The sequence below is a fragment of the Delftia sp. JD2 genome (genome assembly GCF_001682645.1).
In the GTDB taxonomy this organism is placed as follows: Bacteria; Pseudomonadota; Gammaproteobacteria; order Burkholderiales; family Burkholderiaceae_C; genus Comamonas; species Comamonas acidovorans.
Genome location: NZ_LFJT01000001.1, coordinates 46,827 through 61,592, shown reverse-complemented (window position 1 = coordinate 61,592; position 14,766 = coordinate 46,827). Strand labels below are relative to the sequence as shown.

15 protein-coding genes are annotated in these 14,766 nt (G+C 69.4%); 9 read left to right on the top strand and 6 right to left on the bottom strand.

Annotation, left to right across the window (positions count from 1 at the left end; translation table 11 throughout):
• Window positions 1–21 precede the first annotated feature (21 nt).
• The 3 genes from ACM14_RS00255 to ACM14_RS00245 form a co-directional block, all read right to left on the bottom strand.
• A complete protein-coding gene (locus tag ACM14_RS00255) occupies window positions 22–1,200 on the bottom strand; it encodes a cell wall metabolism sensor histidine kinase WalK (RefSeq protein WP_043823338.1) in 1,179 nt (392 codons plus the stop codon).
• The gene (locus ACM14_RS00250) at window positions 1,185–1,910 is read right to left on the bottom strand and encodes a response regulator (RefSeq protein ID WP_013800025.1); all 726 of its coding nucleotides are present in this window, start codon (window positions 1,908–1,910) and stop codon (window positions 1,185–1,187) included. The genes ACM14_RS00255 and ACM14_RS00250 overlap by 16 nt, the downstream gene beginning before the upstream one ends.
• Before the next feature lie 133 nt (window positions 1,911–2,043).
• Window positions 2,044–3,048, bottom strand: a complete 1,005-nt coding sequence (locus ACM14_RS00245; RefSeq protein ID WP_065345021.1) for a fimbrial protein — start codon at window positions 3,046–3,048, stop codon at window positions 2,044–2,046.
• A 344-nt stretch (window positions 3,049–3,392) separates the two neighbouring features.
• On the opposite strand from ACM14_RS00245, the gene ACM14_RS00240 reads away from it, so the two are divergent.
• From ACM14_RS00240 to ACM14_RS00200, 9 genes are read left to right on the top strand one after another with little or no spacing between them, the layout of a single operon-like run.
• Window positions 3,393–4,865, top strand: coding sequence for an efflux transporter outer membrane subunit (locus ACM14_RS00240; RefSeq protein WP_043795644.1), 1,473 nt, complete (start codon window positions 3,393–3,395; stop codon window positions 4,863–4,865).
• Entirely contained in the window at window positions 4,862–6,016 is a 1,155-nt protein-coding gene (locus ACM14_RS00235; protein WP_012202065.1) for an ABC transporter permease, read from the top strand. The genes ACM14_RS00240 and ACM14_RS00235 overlap by 4 nt, the downstream gene beginning before the upstream one ends.
• A gap of 15 nt (window positions 6,017–6,031) precedes the next feature.
• Window positions 6,032–6,790, top strand: coding sequence for an ABC transporter ATP-binding protein (locus tag ACM14_RS00230; RefSeq protein ID WP_013800028.1), 759 nt, complete (start codon window positions 6,032–6,034; stop codon window positions 6,788–6,790).
• On the top strand, window positions 6,787–7,731 hold the full coding sequence (locus tag ACM14_RS00225) for an HlyD family secretion protein (protein ID WP_065344925.1): 945 nt from the start codon (window positions 6,787–6,789) through the stop codon (window positions 7,729–7,731). The genes ACM14_RS00230 and ACM14_RS00225 overlap by 4 nt, the downstream gene beginning before the upstream one ends.
• Window positions 7,724–8,428, top strand: a complete 705-nt coding sequence (locus tag ACM14_RS00220; RefSeq protein WP_065344924.1) for an MtnX-like HAD-IB family phosphatase — start codon at window positions 7,724–7,726, stop codon at window positions 8,426–8,428. Before ACM14_RS00225 ends, ACM14_RS00220 begins: the two co-directional genes overlap by 8 nt.
• Window positions 8,425–9,366, top strand: a complete 942-nt coding sequence (locus ACM14_RS00215) for a carboxylesterase (protein ID WP_065344923.1) — start codon at window positions 8,425–8,427, stop codon at window positions 9,364–9,366. Before ACM14_RS00220 ends, ACM14_RS00215 begins: the two co-directional genes overlap by 4 nt.
• A complete protein-coding gene (locus ACM14_RS00210) occupies window positions 9,356–9,724 on the top strand; it encodes an EamA family transporter (RefSeq protein WP_012202070.1) in 369 nt (122 codons plus the stop codon). The genes ACM14_RS00215 and ACM14_RS00210 overlap by 11 nt, the downstream gene beginning before the upstream one ends.
• A gap of 1 nt (window position 9,725) precedes the next feature.
• On the top strand, window positions 9,726–10,220 hold the full coding sequence (locus ACM14_RS00205) for a multidrug efflux SMR transporter (RefSeq protein WP_012202071.1): 495 nt from the start codon (window positions 9,726–9,728) through the stop codon (window positions 10,218–10,220).
• A complete protein-coding gene (locus ACM14_RS00200; protein ID WP_065344922.1) occupies window positions 10,213–11,439 on the top strand; it encodes a DegT/DnrJ/EryC1/StrS family aminotransferase in 1,227 nt (408 codons plus the stop codon). Before ACM14_RS00205 ends, ACM14_RS00200 begins: the two co-directional genes overlap by 8 nt.
• Here the strand turns inward: ACM14_RS00200 and ACM14_RS00195 are convergent.
• The 3 genes from ACM14_RS00195 to ACM14_RS00185 all read right to left on the bottom strand — a co-directional run bounded on the left by ACM14_RS00195 (window position 11,402) and on the right by ACM14_RS00185 (window position 14,759).
• The gene (locus ACM14_RS00195; RefSeq protein WP_065344921.1) at window positions 11,402–12,724 is read right to left on the bottom strand and encodes a cyclopropane-fatty-acyl-phospholipid synthase family protein; all 1,323 of its coding nucleotides are present in this window, start codon (window positions 12,722–12,724) and stop codon (window positions 11,402–11,404) included. The genes ACM14_RS00200 and ACM14_RS00195 overlap by 38 nt on opposite strands.
• A gap of 68 nt (window positions 12,725–12,792) precedes the next feature.
• Window positions 12,793–13,704, bottom strand: a complete 912-nt coding sequence (locus ACM14_RS00190; protein ID WP_065344920.1) for a hypothetical protein — start codon at window positions 13,702–13,704, stop codon at window positions 12,793–12,795.
• Window positions 13,686–14,759 carry a GNAT family N-acetyltransferase gene (locus ACM14_RS00185; RefSeq protein WP_065344919.1) on the bottom strand — a complete coding sequence of 358 codons (1,074 nt, stop codon included), beginning with the start codon at window positions 14,757–14,759 and terminating at the stop codon, window positions 13,686–13,688. Before ACM14_RS00185 ends, ACM14_RS00190 begins: the two co-directional genes overlap by 19 nt.
• Window positions 14,760–14,766: the final 7 nt, after the last annotated feature.

Below are 14,766 nucleotides of genomic sequence, written 5' to 3'. Positions count from 1 at the left end.
GCGGCCTTCAGTGGCGCAGGATCAGACGCGCGGAAAGCGCAGCGTGAAGCGGGCGCCGCCCTGCTCGGAGTCGTCGGCCTCCACGCTGCCGCCCTGGGAGACGGTCAGTGCCTTGACGATGGACAGGCCCAGGCCCGAGCCCTCGCGGCGGCGCTTGCCGGGCACCTGGGCAAAGCGCTGGAAGGGGTGGGAGCGCAGCTCGCTGGGCAGGCCGGGACCGGCATCGCTGATGCGCAGCACGGCCCAGGCACGGCCTTCGATATCGGATTCCACCGTCAGCGCCACGCCCAGCCATGCGCCGCTGGCCGCATGGCGGATGGCGTTGCTGACGAGGTTGGAGAGGATCTGGCGCATGCGGTCGGCGTCGGCACGGATGTCGGCCATGCCGATGTCACTGGGCGCGGGCAGGTGCATCTCCAGCTGCATGCCATGCTGCAGGAGCTGGGGGTGCAGGTGGTCCAGCGTCTCGGCCACGAGTTCGGCCAGGTCCAGGCGCTGCTTTTGCAGCGACAGCTGGCCGGCATCGGCCATGGACAGCGTGTGCAGGTCGCCGACCAGCCGGCCCAGGTGCTCGACCTGGAACAGCAGCGTGTTCAGCTCGGTGTCGTCTGCGGCGATGACGCCGTCGCAGATGGCATGCAGGCGCGCCTGCAGCACGGTCAGCGGCGTGCGCAGCTCGTGCGAGATCGAGGCCGCCGTGGCGCGGCGCTCGGCCTCCAGCGTCTCCAGCGAATCGATCATGCGGTTGAAGGCCACCACCATCTCGGCCATCTCGCCATGGGCCTTGCCGGGCAGGGCGCGCGCGCTGAAGTCGCCCAGCTCCACGCGCTTGGCCACCTCGACCATGGACGCCAGGGGCCGCGTCACCAGGCGCGAGACCCAGAAGCCCACGGCCAGCCCGAAGGGCAGGCACACCAGCAGGCCGATGACCAGGGACCATTTCTCGCCGAACAGCAGATCGCCCGTCCAGTACTGGCCGTAGATCTGCATGGCGCGCGGGCTGTCTTCCAGCGACTGCGCGTTGAGTTCGTCCAGCTCGATCTGCACGGCCGGCGGCAGGCTGCTGTAGAAGTCGCGGTACTGGATCTCCGAGAACACCAGCACGCCGATGGCCAGCAGGGCAATGGTGCTGAGCACGGTGGCCGTGATCCACAGGCCGAAGCGCACCCAGATGCGGTTGGGCCTCAGTCCCAGGGCCATAGCCGGTAGCCAATGCCGCGCACGGTCTCGATCAGGCCTTCCTGGCCGGCCAGCTGCAGCTTGCGGCGCAGCTTGGACAGATGGGAGTCGATGACGCGCTCCAGCGCATCGCTCTCGGGCAGGCAGTGCTCGATCAGGTGGGAGCGCGAGAAGCAGCGCCGGGGCTGGGCCGCCAGGCAGGCCAGCAGGCGGAATTCGGTCAGCGTCAGGGGCAGCGGCAGGGCGCGGCCCTCGTTGTCGTAGACCACGGCGCTGTGCGCCTCGGAGTCGATCTCGATGGGACCCACGCGGATGGGCGCGGGCGCCGGGTTCTTGCGTGCCTGGGTGCGGCGCAGCACGGCGCGCACGCGGGCCACGACCTCGGGCGGATTGAAGGGCTTGACCACGTAGTCGTCGGCGCCCAGGCGCAGGGCCAGCAGCTTGTCCACATCGTCGGCCAGCGCCGTGACCATGATCACGGGCGTCTGGCTGTCATCGCGGATCGCGCGCAACACGTCGATGCCGTCCATGCCGGGAAGGTGGATGTCCAGCAGCACCAGGTCGGGCCGCAGCAGGCGGAACAGCTGCAGCGCCTCCTGGCCGTCCGAGGCCATGCGCGAACGCAGCCCGTCCCGCTCGAGATAGGCCGTCAGGATGCTGGCGATGGCGGGCTCGTCTTCGACGACGAGCACGAGGGGGGTGGTTGCCGTTGGCTGTGCTGTGGAGTTCATGGGAAAGCTGGCAGGGCCAGGCGCACATTATGGTGCGATGCCCTGGATGCCGCCGCCCCTCCATATTGGCTCCACGAAGTCTGCAATCGCGCGCAAGGCTGGCGCTGTTCATTTCCTGCGGACCCATCAGCGGCTATTGGTAGCTCATCGTGAAGGTCGCCCTGCCATAGGCCATGCCAGGTGTCACGCTGCCGGCCGTCTGCACCAGGCGCGCGCTCAGCGGAATCTTCAGGCTGTTCTGCCCCTGTGCGACCTGGCCCGCATTCCATTGGTTGGCATTGCCCAGGCTGCCGGAGTCGGGGCCGAAGCTCACGGGCACGTTGTTTCTCAGTACCTGTATGCCGACACCCCGGGCCTTGGAATTTTGGGCCAGCGTCAGCGTGCTCGATCGGTTGGTCGCCTGGGTGGCATCCGTCAGCGTGATGAAGGCGGTCAGGCGTGTATTGGCTTCGCCTCCCGCGCAGGTCAACTCGATGCTGAAGTCCTTGGCTGCCGTGACGGACCCGATTCCCTTGAAATCGGCGAACGGGGCGGGGGCCATGGTCACGTCGATCTTGCCCGTGGACACCCGGCAGGTCGGCGGCCTGGGGCGGCTGCTGACGTTGACGGTGATGCCACTTGAAAAGAATATCGTGGCCAGCAAGTCGCGGGCATTGCTGGTTCCTGAGTAGATTCGTGCAAAGCTGCCATTCAGGGAACCGCCAGAGGTGAGTTCTCCGGTTTTCACGAGCTCGAGGGTCATGTTGTTGCTTGGCAGTGAATGGAATATGCCCTGTTTCAGCATGGACCCTGAATAAGGCGCGGCTCTTTCCCACGTGATTTTCATGCCCAGGTTGGGGATGGCGGTGGAATATATTCCACCGCTTTCCGTTCCAATGCCTTCTATGTAATAAAAATCATTGTCGCAATAAATGTGGTAGCTGCCGGCTCCGGTATTTTGTAAATTCATTGTCCTGGAATAGACAACGCTGCCAATCGGATAATTTTCATTGACGATGGTGGGGGTGTTGGCTGAACCCGGAAACTGGGCATTCCAGCCCTGGGAGGAACAACGGGCCCAGGATGAAATAGGGGCCATACAAAAAATCAAGAGGAGAGGCGTGGCCAATGCATGGCGCAAGATGGCTGTGAAAGACATGCTGTGAACTCCAGCCTGGAAGATATGGATCAATGCCTTGGGACAGGTGGCATAGGGCGCGATATCCGGCCAATGTACTGACCTGCATGCGGCCTTGGAATTGGAGCGTTCTGAAAATAAACTCGGAATCATCCGAGTCCGCGGTGATCGGGCGGTCCGCAACTGGCTCTTGCCCGGGTTGGGGCAGAGAGGCTCCCGCAAGGCGCTGCGCTCTCCATGTTTCCTCCATAAAGCCTGCAACCTCGCGCAAGCTTGGCCGCGTCCAATGGCTATCCGGGGACATGGTTCCCTGGCCCCGTTTTCCCGGCCCTCCCCTCGATCATCCCCTCCCGCCTGTCCATCCCGTGAACCACGCCGCCGCGACGCATCGCCTCTCCAGCCTGTGCCTGGGCGCCGCCCTGGCGCTGGCCGGTTGCTCCTCGCCGCCTCCGGCGCAGCTTGACGGCTCGGTGCCCACGCAGTGGACGCAGCCCCTGCCCGCCGCCGCGCCGGGTGCACCTGGCTCGGCCGCAGCGCCCGACCTGCAGGGCTGGTGGAAGGCCTGGGGCGACGAATCCCTGAACACCCTGGTCGAGGAGGCGCTGGCCGCCAACCTCGACCTGTCCCAGGCCCAGTCGCGCCTGCGCCAGCAACGGCTGCTGGCCGGCACGGCCGGCTCGGCCTTCCGGCCCGTGTTCACGGCCGGTGCGCGCACGCTGCAGGACATTGCGGCCATCGACTCGTATTTCCACGCCAGCATCGACGTGAGCTGGGACCTGGGCCTGTTCGGCGCCCGCGAGGCCGGCGAGCGCAATGCCGCCGCCTCCGTGCTTGACGCACGGGGCCGACTGCAGGCGGCCCGCGTGGCCCTGGTGGCCGATGTGGTCCACCGCTATCTGGACATCCGCATGGCGCAGCGCCAGCGCGCCCTGATCGACGAACAGGCACTGCTGGATGCGCGTGCCCTGCAACTGGCCCAGGTGCGCCAGCAGCAGCGCCTGGGAACGGCCGAGGCCGTGCACCAGCTGCAACTGCAGGCCGGCCAGAGCGCGGCATTGCGTGCCAGCCTGCGCGAAACCCAGGCCCGCAGCGCCCACATGCTGGCCGCCTTGCTGGGCCGCACGCGGCCCGATGCGCAGTGGCTGCAGGCCGATGCCAAGGCCCCGCTGCCCGGCCCCCAGGCGCTGGGCGTGGCCGTCCTGCCGGCCGACCTGCTGCGCACGCGCCCCGACATCCAGGTGGCGCAGGCCGCCGTGGAACGCGCCGCGGCCGAGCAGGGCATTGCGCATGCGGCGCTGTATCCGCGCTTCGTGATCGGCGGCTCGCTGCTGTACTCGTTCAACATCACCCAGAACCTGCGTACCACGCAGGACAACGCACCCACCTTCGGGCCGCAGATCGACATTCCCCTGTTCGACTGGGGCCGCCGCCGCTCCCAGGCCGACGCCAGCGAGCTGGCGCTGCAGGCCGCCATCCAGGCCTACCGCCAGAGCGTGCTTGACGGCGTGGCCGAGGTCGAGTCCGCACTGGCCGCGCTGGACGCCCAGCGCGAGCGCATCGCCTCGCTGCAGTCCACCCAGCAGGTGCTGGCCGAGCGCGAGCGCGTGCAGGACCAGCGCCTGAAGCTGGGCCTGGACAGCGAATTCGGCGGCCTGGCGCCCCGTCGCGCCGCGCTGCAGGCGCGCAGCGAGCAGACCACGGCCCTGGCCGCCCATGCGCTGGCCTACGTGGCGCTGTACAAGGCCCTGGGCGGCGCGCCGCTGCCGGCGGAGGACCAGGACGCTGCCGACAGCGGCATGGCTCCACTGGCTCCGCTCGCACAAGGAGCGCCCTCATGATCGCCCTGGCACGCAAGACGCTGGTGCACGAGTGGCGCCGCTTCATTCCCTCCGTCTTCGCCGTGGGCTTCTCCGGCGTGCTGCTGGCCATGCAGGCTGCGCTGGTGCTGGGCATCTTCGGCTCGGCCGCGCTGTATGTGACGGCTTCCTCGGCCGACCTGTGGATCGGCTACCCGGGCACGCAGAGCGTGAACTTCGGCCGCACCATCGGCCGCGACGTGGACATGCGCCTGCGCATGGACCCCGATGTCGCGGCGGTCGAGCCCTATGTCTGGGTGGACGGCGACTGGCGCTCGGACTCGGCGGCCGGTGGCGCGGCGAGCGAGCACGGTGGCGGCGTGTCGGTCTACCTGTCGGGCATTGCCACCGATGACGCCTCCATGCTGTTTTCCCACGTGCTCCAGCCCTGGCAGCGCCAGCGCCTGCGCGAGACCGGCGCCGTGATCGTGGACCGGGCCGACCTGCAGACCCTGGGCACCAGCGAAGGCGGCGTGGCCTGGGTCAACAACCACCGCGTGCAGGTGGTGGCGGCCGTGGACGGCCTGCGTGGCCTGGGCGGCGTGAACGTATTGGCCTCGCTGGCCACGGCCCGCGAGATTGCGGGCGACCCCGGCCAGGGCAGCACCTATTTCGTGGCGCGCGTGCGCCCGGGCGCCTCGGCCAAGGCCGTGAAGCAGCGCCTGAACCAGCCCACGCCCAGCTTCGGCCCCTACGAAGCCTGGACGGCCAGGGAATTCGCGCGGCGCTCGCAGCGCTACTGGATGTTCGACACGGGCGCCGGCGCGGGCGTGCTGTTCATGGCCGTCATCGTCTGCCTGGTGGGCTCGGTGGTCACCAGCCAGTCGCTCAAGGCCGTGGTGGCCGCTTCCTCGCGCGAGTACGCCGTGCTCAACGCGCTGGGCGTGAGCCGCGCGGCACTGGGCCGTGTGGTGGTCGAGCAGGCCTGCTGGATCGGTGGCCTGGGCTTTGTGATGGCCGCGCTGGCCAGCGCCGTATTGCTGGCCCTGGCCATGGCCTACCGCGTGCCCGTGGCGCTGAACGCATCGGCCGTGCTGGCCTGCGCCGTGCTGGTGGCCGTGCTGTCCCTGCTGTCGGGCCTGGGCGCCATGCGCAGCCTGCTGCGTGCCGACCCGGCCACGCTGCTGCGCTGAAGACGGCCAGACCCCATGAACGTGATGAATGCCCACTCCCCCGCGCCCACGGCGGCGCCCCGTACGGCACCCAGCCTGGAGGCCGTGCGCCTGTGCAAGTCCTTCCTGTCGGGCATGGTCAGCGTGCAGGTGCTGCAAGGCCTGTCCGTGTCGCTGTACCCGAGCGAGCTGAGCCTGATCTCCGGGCCCTCGGGCTGCGGCAAGAGCACGCTGCTGTCGCTGATGTCGGGCCTGCAGGCGCCCGACAGCGGCCACGCCATGGCGCTGGGCGAGGACCTGGGCAAGCTGGGCACGCGGGCGCTGGAGAAATTCCGCCTGCGCCATACGGGCTTCGTCTTCCAGGGCTTCAACCTGTTCCCGGCGCTGACGGCCATCGAGCAGGTACAGCTGCCCCTGGGCTACATGGGCCTGCGCAGCGACGAGGCCCTGCGCCGCGCGCAGCAGGCGCTGGACGAGGTCGGCCTGTCCCACCGCGCCCACATGCGCCCGGCCGAACTGTCGGGCGGCGAAAAGCAGCGCGTGGCCATCGCCCGCGCCATGGCCAAGGCGCCGCAGCTGCTGTTTGCCGACGAACCCACGAGTGCGCTGGATGCCGAAAGCGGCCAGCGCGTCATCGACATCCTGCACCGCGCGGCGCGCAACCATGGCACGACCGTGCTGTGCGTGAGCCATGACCCGCGCCTGGTGCGCCATGCCGACCGCGTGCTCGGCATGGAGGACGGCGCCATCCGCAGCGACTGGCGCCAGACCTCCCCGTTGAAGGAAAAAGAATGAAGTACCCCCTGAGCGGCCTTGCCGCGTCCACTGCCGGTCTGGCTGCAGCGCTGGCCGCCGCCGCGCTGCTGGCGGGCTGCGGTCCTTCGCACGATGCGCCTGCCAATGCCGGCCAGGCCAGCGCCAAGGCGCAGCAAAACGGCCCGGCGGCCGTGGCCATGGCGCGCGGCAAGATCGAGGTGGAAGGCGGCCTGCTGGACCTGTCGCCTGCCGTGGCCGGCGTGGTGCAGCAGCTGTCCGTCAAGGAAGGCCAGTCCGTGCAGCGCGGCCAGTTGCTGCTGAGGCTGGCCGACGATACGGGCCAGGCCGACCTGGCCGTGGCCGAGTCCGAGGCCCAGCTGGCCAAGGCCCGCCAGAAGGCACGCGCCGCGCGCCTGCCCCAGCTCAAGCAGACCCTGTCTCGCTGGCAGGCCGCAGCGCGCGAGGGCGCCGCCGATGCGCAGAACGTGGACGAGGCCGCGCAGGCGCTGCGCGATGCCCAGGCCGAGATCGACGTGGCCGCGGCCGAGGCCCAGGTGGCACAGCGCAAGCTCGAACAATTGCGCGCCCAGCACAAGCGCCAGGAACTGCGCGCGCCCGAGGCCGGCACCGTGGTGCGCCTGGCCACCCACGCGGGCAGCCAGGCCGTGCCCGGCACGCCGGCCGTGGTGCTGCTGCCGCAGCGCCCGCTGCAGGTGCGCGCCGAAATCAACGAAAGCTTCGCCGCCGCCGTGCGCGAAGGCATGCGGGCCACGGTGACGCTGGACGCCGATGGCGCCGCACAGCAGCAACTGCCCTCGGCACGCGTGCTGCGCATCAGCCCCGTCTATGGCACGGCGCGGCTGCAGGACGACCAGCAGCGCGGGCCGGTGCGTGTCATCGAGTGCGTGCTGGTCTTCGAGCAAGCTCCCGCCGCCGCCGTGCGCGTGGGTCAAAACGTAAGGGTGCAGTTCCATGAATAAGCGCATTCCCCTGTATCTGGACACCGCCGCCCCCGGCTGGATGGTGCAAAGCGACTTCGACGGCACGATCAGCCTGCTGGACGTGACCGACACCCTGCTCAACCGCTTCGGCAAGCCCGGCTGGCAGGAACTGGAAGACGCCTGGGAGCGCGGCGAGATCGGCTCGCGCGAATGCATGAAGGGCCAGGTCGCGCTGCTGGACATGGACGAGGCCGAGCTGCGCGCCCACCTGGACACCATCGAGATCGACCCCGGCTTTGCCGGCTTCGTGGCGGCCGCCCAGGCCCACGGCATGGTGGTGCAGGTGGTCAGCGACGGCATCGACTACGCCATACGCCATGTGCTGGAGCGCCATGGCCTGGGCCATCTGCAGGTCATCGCCAACCGCCTGGTGCCGACCGGCGAGCGCAGCTGGCGCCTGGACTCTCCCTGGGCCAGCGCGCAGTGCGCGCGCGCCAGCGGCAACTGCAAGTGCGAGCGCCTGGCCGAGCAGCAGGCCCTGCACGGCCGCGTGCTCTACGTGGGCGACAGCACCTCGGACTTCTGCGTCTCGGGCCGGGCCGACTTCGTGCTGGCCAAGTACAAGCTCATCGCCCACTGCGAAAGCCGGGGCATCGCCCATGCGCCCTTCGAGCATTTCGAGCAGGCCACGGCCCTCCTCGACAAGGTCGTCCTGGGCCTGGAGGCGCTGGCATGAACATGGCCGATGGATTCGACGTCGTTCAGCGCAGCGAGCCTGCCACGGGGCTGGACAGCATCTGCGTGACCGAGCATGAATTCGTCATGCCCGGCACGGGCGCGGCTGCGCGCACCGGCGTGCTGCTGGTGCACGGGCTTACGGGCACGCCTGCCGAAATGCGCCTGCTGGCCAAGGGGCTGAACAAGCAGGGCTTCACCGTCTATGCGGTCCAGCTGGCCGGCCATTGCGGCAGCATGGAAGATCTCGTGGACACGCGCTGGACCGACTGGCTGGCCAGCGTGGAGGCCGGGCTGCAGCGACTGTCGCAGCACATGGACCATGTGGTGGTCGGCGGCCTGTCCATGGGCGCCGTGCTCTCCCTGGCCGTGGCCCAGCGCCACCCCGACAAGGTGGATGGCGTCTGCGCCCTGTCCACCACCTTCCGCTACGACGGCTGGAGCATTCCCTTCTACACGCGCCTGGCCTTCCTGCTGCCGCTGTTCCGCGCGCTGGGCATTGGCCGCCACAGCGTGTTCATGGAGCAGCCGCCCTACGGCATCAAGGACGAGGCCCTGCGCGCGCGCGTGGTCGAGCAAATGCATTCGGGCGACAGCGCGGCGGCCGGCCTGCCGGGCAATCCCTGGTGGTCCATCATCGAGCTGCGCCGCCTCTCGGCCCATGTGCTGGCGCGCCTGCCCCAGCTGCGCTCGCCATGCCTGGTCATCCATGCGCGCAACGACGACATCTCGTCGGTGGCCAACGCCCATGACATCGTGCATGGCGCCAGCCAGGCCCATGTCGAGCTGGTGCTGCTGGACAACAGCTACCACATGGTCACCATCGACCGCGACCGCCGCACCGTGATCGCGCGCACCACCGAGTTCGTGGCGCGCATCGCCAGCGGTGCCGCCCCCCGCGAGGTGCGGGCTGCGGAGGCCGCACGGCATGGGCAGTGATCTCTCGCCGCTGGTCATCACGCTGTGGGTGCTGAACGTGCTGGTGGACAGCGGGGGCCAGCTGGCCTTCAAGGCCGCCGCCAGCCAGCCCGGTGACCTCGACGGCCTGGCGCGCTGGCGCTTCATGGCCTCCAGGCCCTGGCTGTGGCTGGGCGTGGGCTGCTACGTGGCCGAGTTCGTGCTGTGGCTGGCCTTTCTCTCGCTGGTGCCGCTGTCCGAAGGCGTGCTGCTGGGCTCCATCAACATCGTGGCCATCATGATCGCGGGCCGGCTGCTGTTTGCCGAGAAGCTGGCACCCATGCGGGTCGCCGGAATTGTCCTCGTGTCCATAGGCGTCGCCATCGTGGGCCTGCATTGAAATGAAGCGCTTTTATTTCATCGGCTTTCTGGTGCTCATGGCCTTCGACACGCTGGCCCAGCTGAGCTTCAAGCAGGCCGGCAATGCGGCGCTGCCGCTGGAGTTCTCCACGGCCTGGCTGGCGCGCGTGTTCGGCCAGCCCTGGATCTATGGCGCCTTCGTGGGCTACATCGGCGCCTTTTTCTCGTGGATGACCTTGCTCAAGCGCGCGCCCATCGGCCCGGCCTTTGCGGCATCGCACCTGGAGATTCTTTCCGTGCTGGCGCTGTCGTACTGGTTGTTCGACGAGCGCATAGGCATGCCCCAGATCATCGGCTGCCTGTTCATCGTGGCCGGCATCGCCTGCCTGGCCGTCAGCGAGACGCAGGAGGCCGAGGGGCCCGGCGCAGACGATGACACGCCGGGCCATGCGGGCGGCAACCCGGGCGCGGGCTCGGCCAGCGCGGGCGCCGCGCATCTGGCGGCCTCGGCCGAGCACGGCACGCACCGTGGCTGAACGCGTGCTGCCGCCCACGGCGGGCCTGCCGCTGCGCGCGGCCGACCTGCTGCCCTGGGGCGATGCGGACCTGGCGACGGCGCTGGCGCAATGGCTGGGCCTGCCCGCCGTGCAGCTTGAATGCTCGGGCACCTCGGCGCTGATGGTGGCGCTGCAGACCCTGCGCCGCCTGGCGCCGGGCCGCAGCGAAGTCATCGCCCCCGCCTATACCTGCCCGCTGGTGGCCCTGGCCGTGGCGCACTGCGGCCTGCAACTGCGCCTGTGCGATCTGCATCCCGACACGCTGGACATGGACCCCACGCGCCTGCGCGCCCTGGGCAGCGAACGCACCCTGGCCGTGCTGCCCACGCATCTGTGCGGCCGCGTGGCCGACGTGGCCACGGCCGTGGACTGCGCGCGCGCCGTGGGCGCCTGGGTGGTGGAGGACGCGGCCCAGGCCCTGGGCGCACGCCTGCGCGGCGAGCCCGTGGGCTGGCAGGGCGATGTGGGCTTCTACAGCCTGGCCGTGGGCAAGGGCCTGACCACCTTCGAGGGTGGCGTGCTGCTGGCGCGCGACCCCGCGCTGCGCGAGGCACTGCGCGAGACACATGCGGCCAGCGTGCGCCAGGACCGGGGCTGGGAGTTGCGCCGCAGCCTGGAGCTGCTGGGCTATGCGGCGCTGTACCGCCCCGCCGGGCTGGACCTGGCCTATGGCCGTCCCCTGCGCGATGCGCTGTCGCGCAGCGACTGGGTGCAGGCCGCCGGCGATGATTTCGACGACGCCATTGCCCGCCATGAACTGGGCGCCTGGCGCCGCCGCGTGGGCCGGCGCGCGCTGGCGCGGCTGGCGGATTTCCAGCAGCAACTGCAGCGCCAGGCCCGTGAGCGCGGCGCCTGGCTGTCGGCCATCGATGGGATCGAGGTGGTGGGCGACACCGTGCCGGGCGCGCAAGGCGTCTGGCCCGTGCTGCTGCTGCGCCTGCGCGATGCGGCCACGCGCGATGCGCTGCTGCGCGCGCAATGGGGGCGGGGCTGGGGCTTGTCGCTGCCCTTCGTCCATGTGCTGCCCGACTATGGCCGCTACGACCATGTGCTGGGCCTGGCGCGCCAGGACGTGGTGGACCAGGGGCGCGACTGGGCACGGCGCCTGGTGGCCGTGGGCAACAGCCTGTGGTTCGACGACGCGCGCTTCGAGGCCTTGCTCAGTCTGCTGGAGAGGCCGCACGCCGCGCCTGGCTGACGGCTGTGGCCTGCGTGGCGCCGGGTAGTGTCGTGGCGCCGGGCGGTGGCTCGCGCCCGCGCAGGGCCTGGCTGCGTTCGGCGACATAGTCGCGCGTGAGCGGAACCGCTTCCTGGCGGCGTGCCAGTTGCACCTGGAAAATGGCGATGTCCTGGTAGCGGAAGGCGGCTTCCGACATGGACAGATAGAACTCCCACATGCGGCAAAAGCGCTCGTCGTAGAGCGCGGCAGCCTCGTCGCGGCGCGCCATGAAGCGCTCGCGCCACAGCCGCAGCGTGCGCGCATAGTGCAGGCGCAGCACTTCGATATCGGTGACCACCAGGCCGCTGCGTTCGATGGCCGGCGTGAACTCCGACAGGGATGGAATGTGGCCGCCCGGGAAGATGTAGCGCTCTATCCAGGGATTGTTGAAGTCGGGTACATCGCTGTTGCCGATGAAGTGCAGCAGCATCACGCCATCGTCGGACAGCAGCTCCCGGCACTGGCGGAAGAAGGCGTCGTGAAAACGCGTGCCCACATGCTCGAACATGCCCACCGAGACGATGCGGTCGAAGGTGCCGCGCGTGTCGCGGTAGTCTTCCAGGCGGTAGCTGAGTCGGTCCGCGCACGGGGACTGGCCGGCACGCTGGCGGGCGCCCGCCAACTGCTCGCCGGACAGCGTCACGCCCGTCACATGGCCCGCGCCAGCCACCTCGGCCAGGTAGCGCGACAGTCCGCCCCAGCCGCAGCCTATGTCCAGCACGCGGTGGCCGGGCTCCACGAGCAGCTTGGCGGCGATGTGGCGCATCTTGGCCCGCTGGGCCTGCTCCAGGCTTTCGTCGCCATGCTCGAAGTAGGCGCAGGAGTACTGGCGCTCGCCATCCAGAAAGAGCCGATAGAGCCGGTCGTCGAGGTCATAGTGGTGCGCCACGTTGGCGCGCGCCTTGCTGCGGCGGTTGTGCTGCAGCAGCGGGCGCAGCCGCATGCGCCAGGCATCGAGCAGCCGCACGCTGGCCGGCACGGGCAGGTTGCGCGCGTTGCGCAGCACGAGCTCCAGCACGTCGTAGATGCTGCCCCGCTCCACCACCAGGCGCTGTTGCATGAACATCTCGCCAAGGTTCAGGTCCGGGTCGCGCATCAGGGCCCACAGCGCACGCCTGTCCGTGAAGCGGATGCGTGCCTGCGGCTGGCCGCCATCGCCGAAGGCCAGCATGCGCCCCCAGGGCAGGCAGATTTCGAGCAGTCCCTTGCGCACCAGGGGTGTGAAACTGCGCTGCAGCAGTCTTTCGGTCAGCCGGTCGATCATGGGGTTGCCTCCTGTCTTGCGGTCGGCCGCGGTGCGCGGACGTGGGGGATGCGGGGTGTGAACGGATCCTAGGGGCTGGTGCAGGTCTGGATGTATTCGACCAGCCGTTCGTTGAAGGCATGCTGGCCCAGCTGCCAGGTGGCCAGCGTCTGCGCGTCGATCTGCGTGTCCTGGCCGTCTCCGGCGCTCATCCAGCGCTTCCACCAGGTCGTGTAGCGCCAGGAGGACACATCGCCCGTGATGTCGCTGCCCACGATCTGGCCGGCCAGTGCGCCGATGATGTCCAGGGCCTCGCCTTCCTGCATGCGGCCCTGGTCCCAGTTGGTGCGCACCACCTCGGGCGCGAACACGTCCTTGTCGATGCTCAGGTAGGTGGGCTGGGCCTGCTCGCGCAGCATGCGCGCCAGCGTGCGCGACAGGTCGGCCACGCTGGCAAAGCCGCGAAAGGCGGCATCCACGCCCAGGCGGCGCGCCCAGCCCGTGTCCACGCCCGCGCTCCAGTAGCTCAGACGGCCGGCGCGCAGCGGCGTGAGGTAGTTCTCCCAGGCGTGCGCGCGGCCGATGTCGCCGGAGGTGATGCCGGCCACATGCACATGCGAGACGGCCGGATGCAGGGCCACGCGCCGCACCCAGGAGCCGCAGTGCACGCCCCAGGGAAAGCGCATGTTGTCGGGGTGGTTGTCGAGCACGACCACGCGCAGCGGCCGGCCTACGGACAGGGCCTGGGCGGTGATGCAGCGCTCGATCAGCGGCCAGCTCAGGTGGTGGAAGTCGCCACTGCCCATGAGGGCCGTGCCATGCGCGGCGGGCAGTTGCGCGTCAAGCGCCGCGCGGAACTGCGCAAAGCGGCGCAGGCCGCAGCCAAAGCGCACCTGCTCCTGCCAGTCCTGCAGCGGCAGGCGCAGCTCGCCGGGCAGGGTCCCCACCGAGCCATCCACATCCAGCACGACCGGCTGGGCATTCAGTTCTGTTCGCTCCATTGGCGATCGCTTTCGAAGTGGCCGGCAAAGCGCCGGCCCAGTGCGCGCAGCAGCGGATTGCGGATGAAGACCGCATGCTGCGTGAAGGTGAAGCTGGCGCCCAGCTGGGCCTTGACCTCGGGGTCGGTCCAGCCGGCCACGTAGTGGCTCAGGCCGCGTTCGATGGCGTATTCAAGGTTGACCATCCAGCTCACGAAGTAGAGATTGGCCTCGCGCGCGGCCGGGTAGGACAGGCCGATGTACTTGTCGATCAGCTTGCCGCCGTGCTCGAAGCACAGGTTCCAGCCCAGCAGCGCGCCGGGCGTGCCGTCGTCCTGCAGCGCGCGGTACTCGAACACGGTGCCTCCGTTGCCTGCATCGCGCAGCAGGGCCGCGAAGAAATCGCGCGTGAGTTTGTCGAAGTGGATCTCGCTTTGCGCATACACCGCATCGAACAGCGCGTAGTAGGCATCGACGCAGGCGTCATCGGCAAAGGCCGCGCCCGTGGGAATGCGCTGCACCTGCAGCTGCGCGCGGCTCCTGAGCTTGCGGCGCAGGTTCTGGCGGCGGCTCCTGGACAGGCGTGCAAGGTATTCGTCCAGGCTGGAGAAGTCGATGGGCACATGGGCCAGGGCCTGGCCCTCGACCAGGATGAAGCCCGCATCGGCCAGCGACTGCGCCAGCGCCCGTGCATGGGCGTTGTCGGCGTCCGGCAGCAGCGGTGAATCCTGGGGCAGGTCCTTGACGATGGTCAGCATGCGCCGGCCTGCGCGCGCACGCAGCGCGACAGCCTGCTGGGCGGCAGGGATGCCCATGGGCAGCACGGCGTACTCGCTGACCGTGGTGCCCACGAAGTCGGTGGACAGGCGCAGCCGGCGCGACAGCCAGCCGCCACCGGGCAACGACAAAAGACGCGCCTTGAGCGCGTCGTCCGCCGTGGTCAGAAGATCGAAGGGCGCCGTGAAGGCCGGCGCCGGCCAGTCCTGCAGCAGTGCGAAGCCCTCGGGAGGATGGGCCGCGAACTGCGCGAGCAGGCCTGGGGGTTCGAGCTGGTTGTGCAGGCGCTCTGCGGGCATCGCGCCT

Bases quoted from the DNA above. Each gene is read 5' to 3' on its own strand.
- ACM14_RS00215 (WP_065344923.1), top strand. From the start codon at position 8,425: ATGAACATGGCCGATGGATTCGACGTCGTTCAGCGCAGCGAGCCTGCC.
- ACM14_RS00245 (WP_065345021.1), bottom strand. From the start codon at position 3,048: ATGTCTTTCACAGCCATCTTGCGCCATGCATTGGCCACGCCTCTCCTC.
- ACM14_RS00230 (WP_013800028.1), top strand. From the start codon at position 6,032: ATGAACGTGATGAATGCCCACTCCCCCGCGCCCACGGCGGCGCCCCGT.
- ACM14_RS00205 (WP_012202071.1), top strand. From the start codon at position 9,726: ATGAAGCGCTTTTATTTCATCGGCTTTCTGGTGCTCATGGCCTTCGAC.
- ACM14_RS00195 (WP_065344921.1), bottom strand. From the start codon at position 12,724: ATGATCGACCGGCTGACCGAAAGACTGCTGCAGCGCAGTTTCACACCC.
- ACM14_RS00220 (WP_065344924.1), top strand. From the start codon at position 7,724: ATGAATAAGCGCATTCCCCTGTATCTGGACACCGCCGCCCCCGGCTGG.
- ACM14_RS00190 (WP_065344920.1), bottom strand. From the start codon at position 13,704: ATGGAGCGAACAGAACTGAATGCCCAGCCGGTCGTGCTGGATGTGGAT.
- ACM14_RS00255 (WP_043823338.1), bottom strand. From the start codon at position 1,200: ATGGCCCTGGGACTGAGGCCCAACCGCATCTGGGTGCGCTTCGGCCTG.
- ACM14_RS00225 (WP_065344925.1), top strand. From the start codon at position 6,787: ATGAAGTACCCCCTGAGCGGCCTTGCCGCGTCCACTGCCGGTCTGGCT.
- ACM14_RS00250 (WP_013800025.1), bottom strand. From the start codon at position 1,910: ATGAACTCCACAGCACAGCCAACGGCAACCACCCCCCTCGTGCTCGTC.
- ACM14_RS00210 (WP_012202070.1), top strand. From the start codon at position 9,356: ATGGGCAGTGATCTCTCGCCGCTGGTCATCACGCTGTGGGTGCTGAAC.
- ACM14_RS00235 (WP_012202065.1), top strand. From the start codon at position 4,862: ATGATCGCCCTGGCACGCAAGACGCTGGTGCACGAGTGGCGCCGCTTC.
- ACM14_RS00185 (WP_065344919.1), bottom strand. From the start codon at position 14,759: ATGCCCGCAGAGCGCCTGCACAACCAGCTCGAACCCCCAGGCCTGCTC.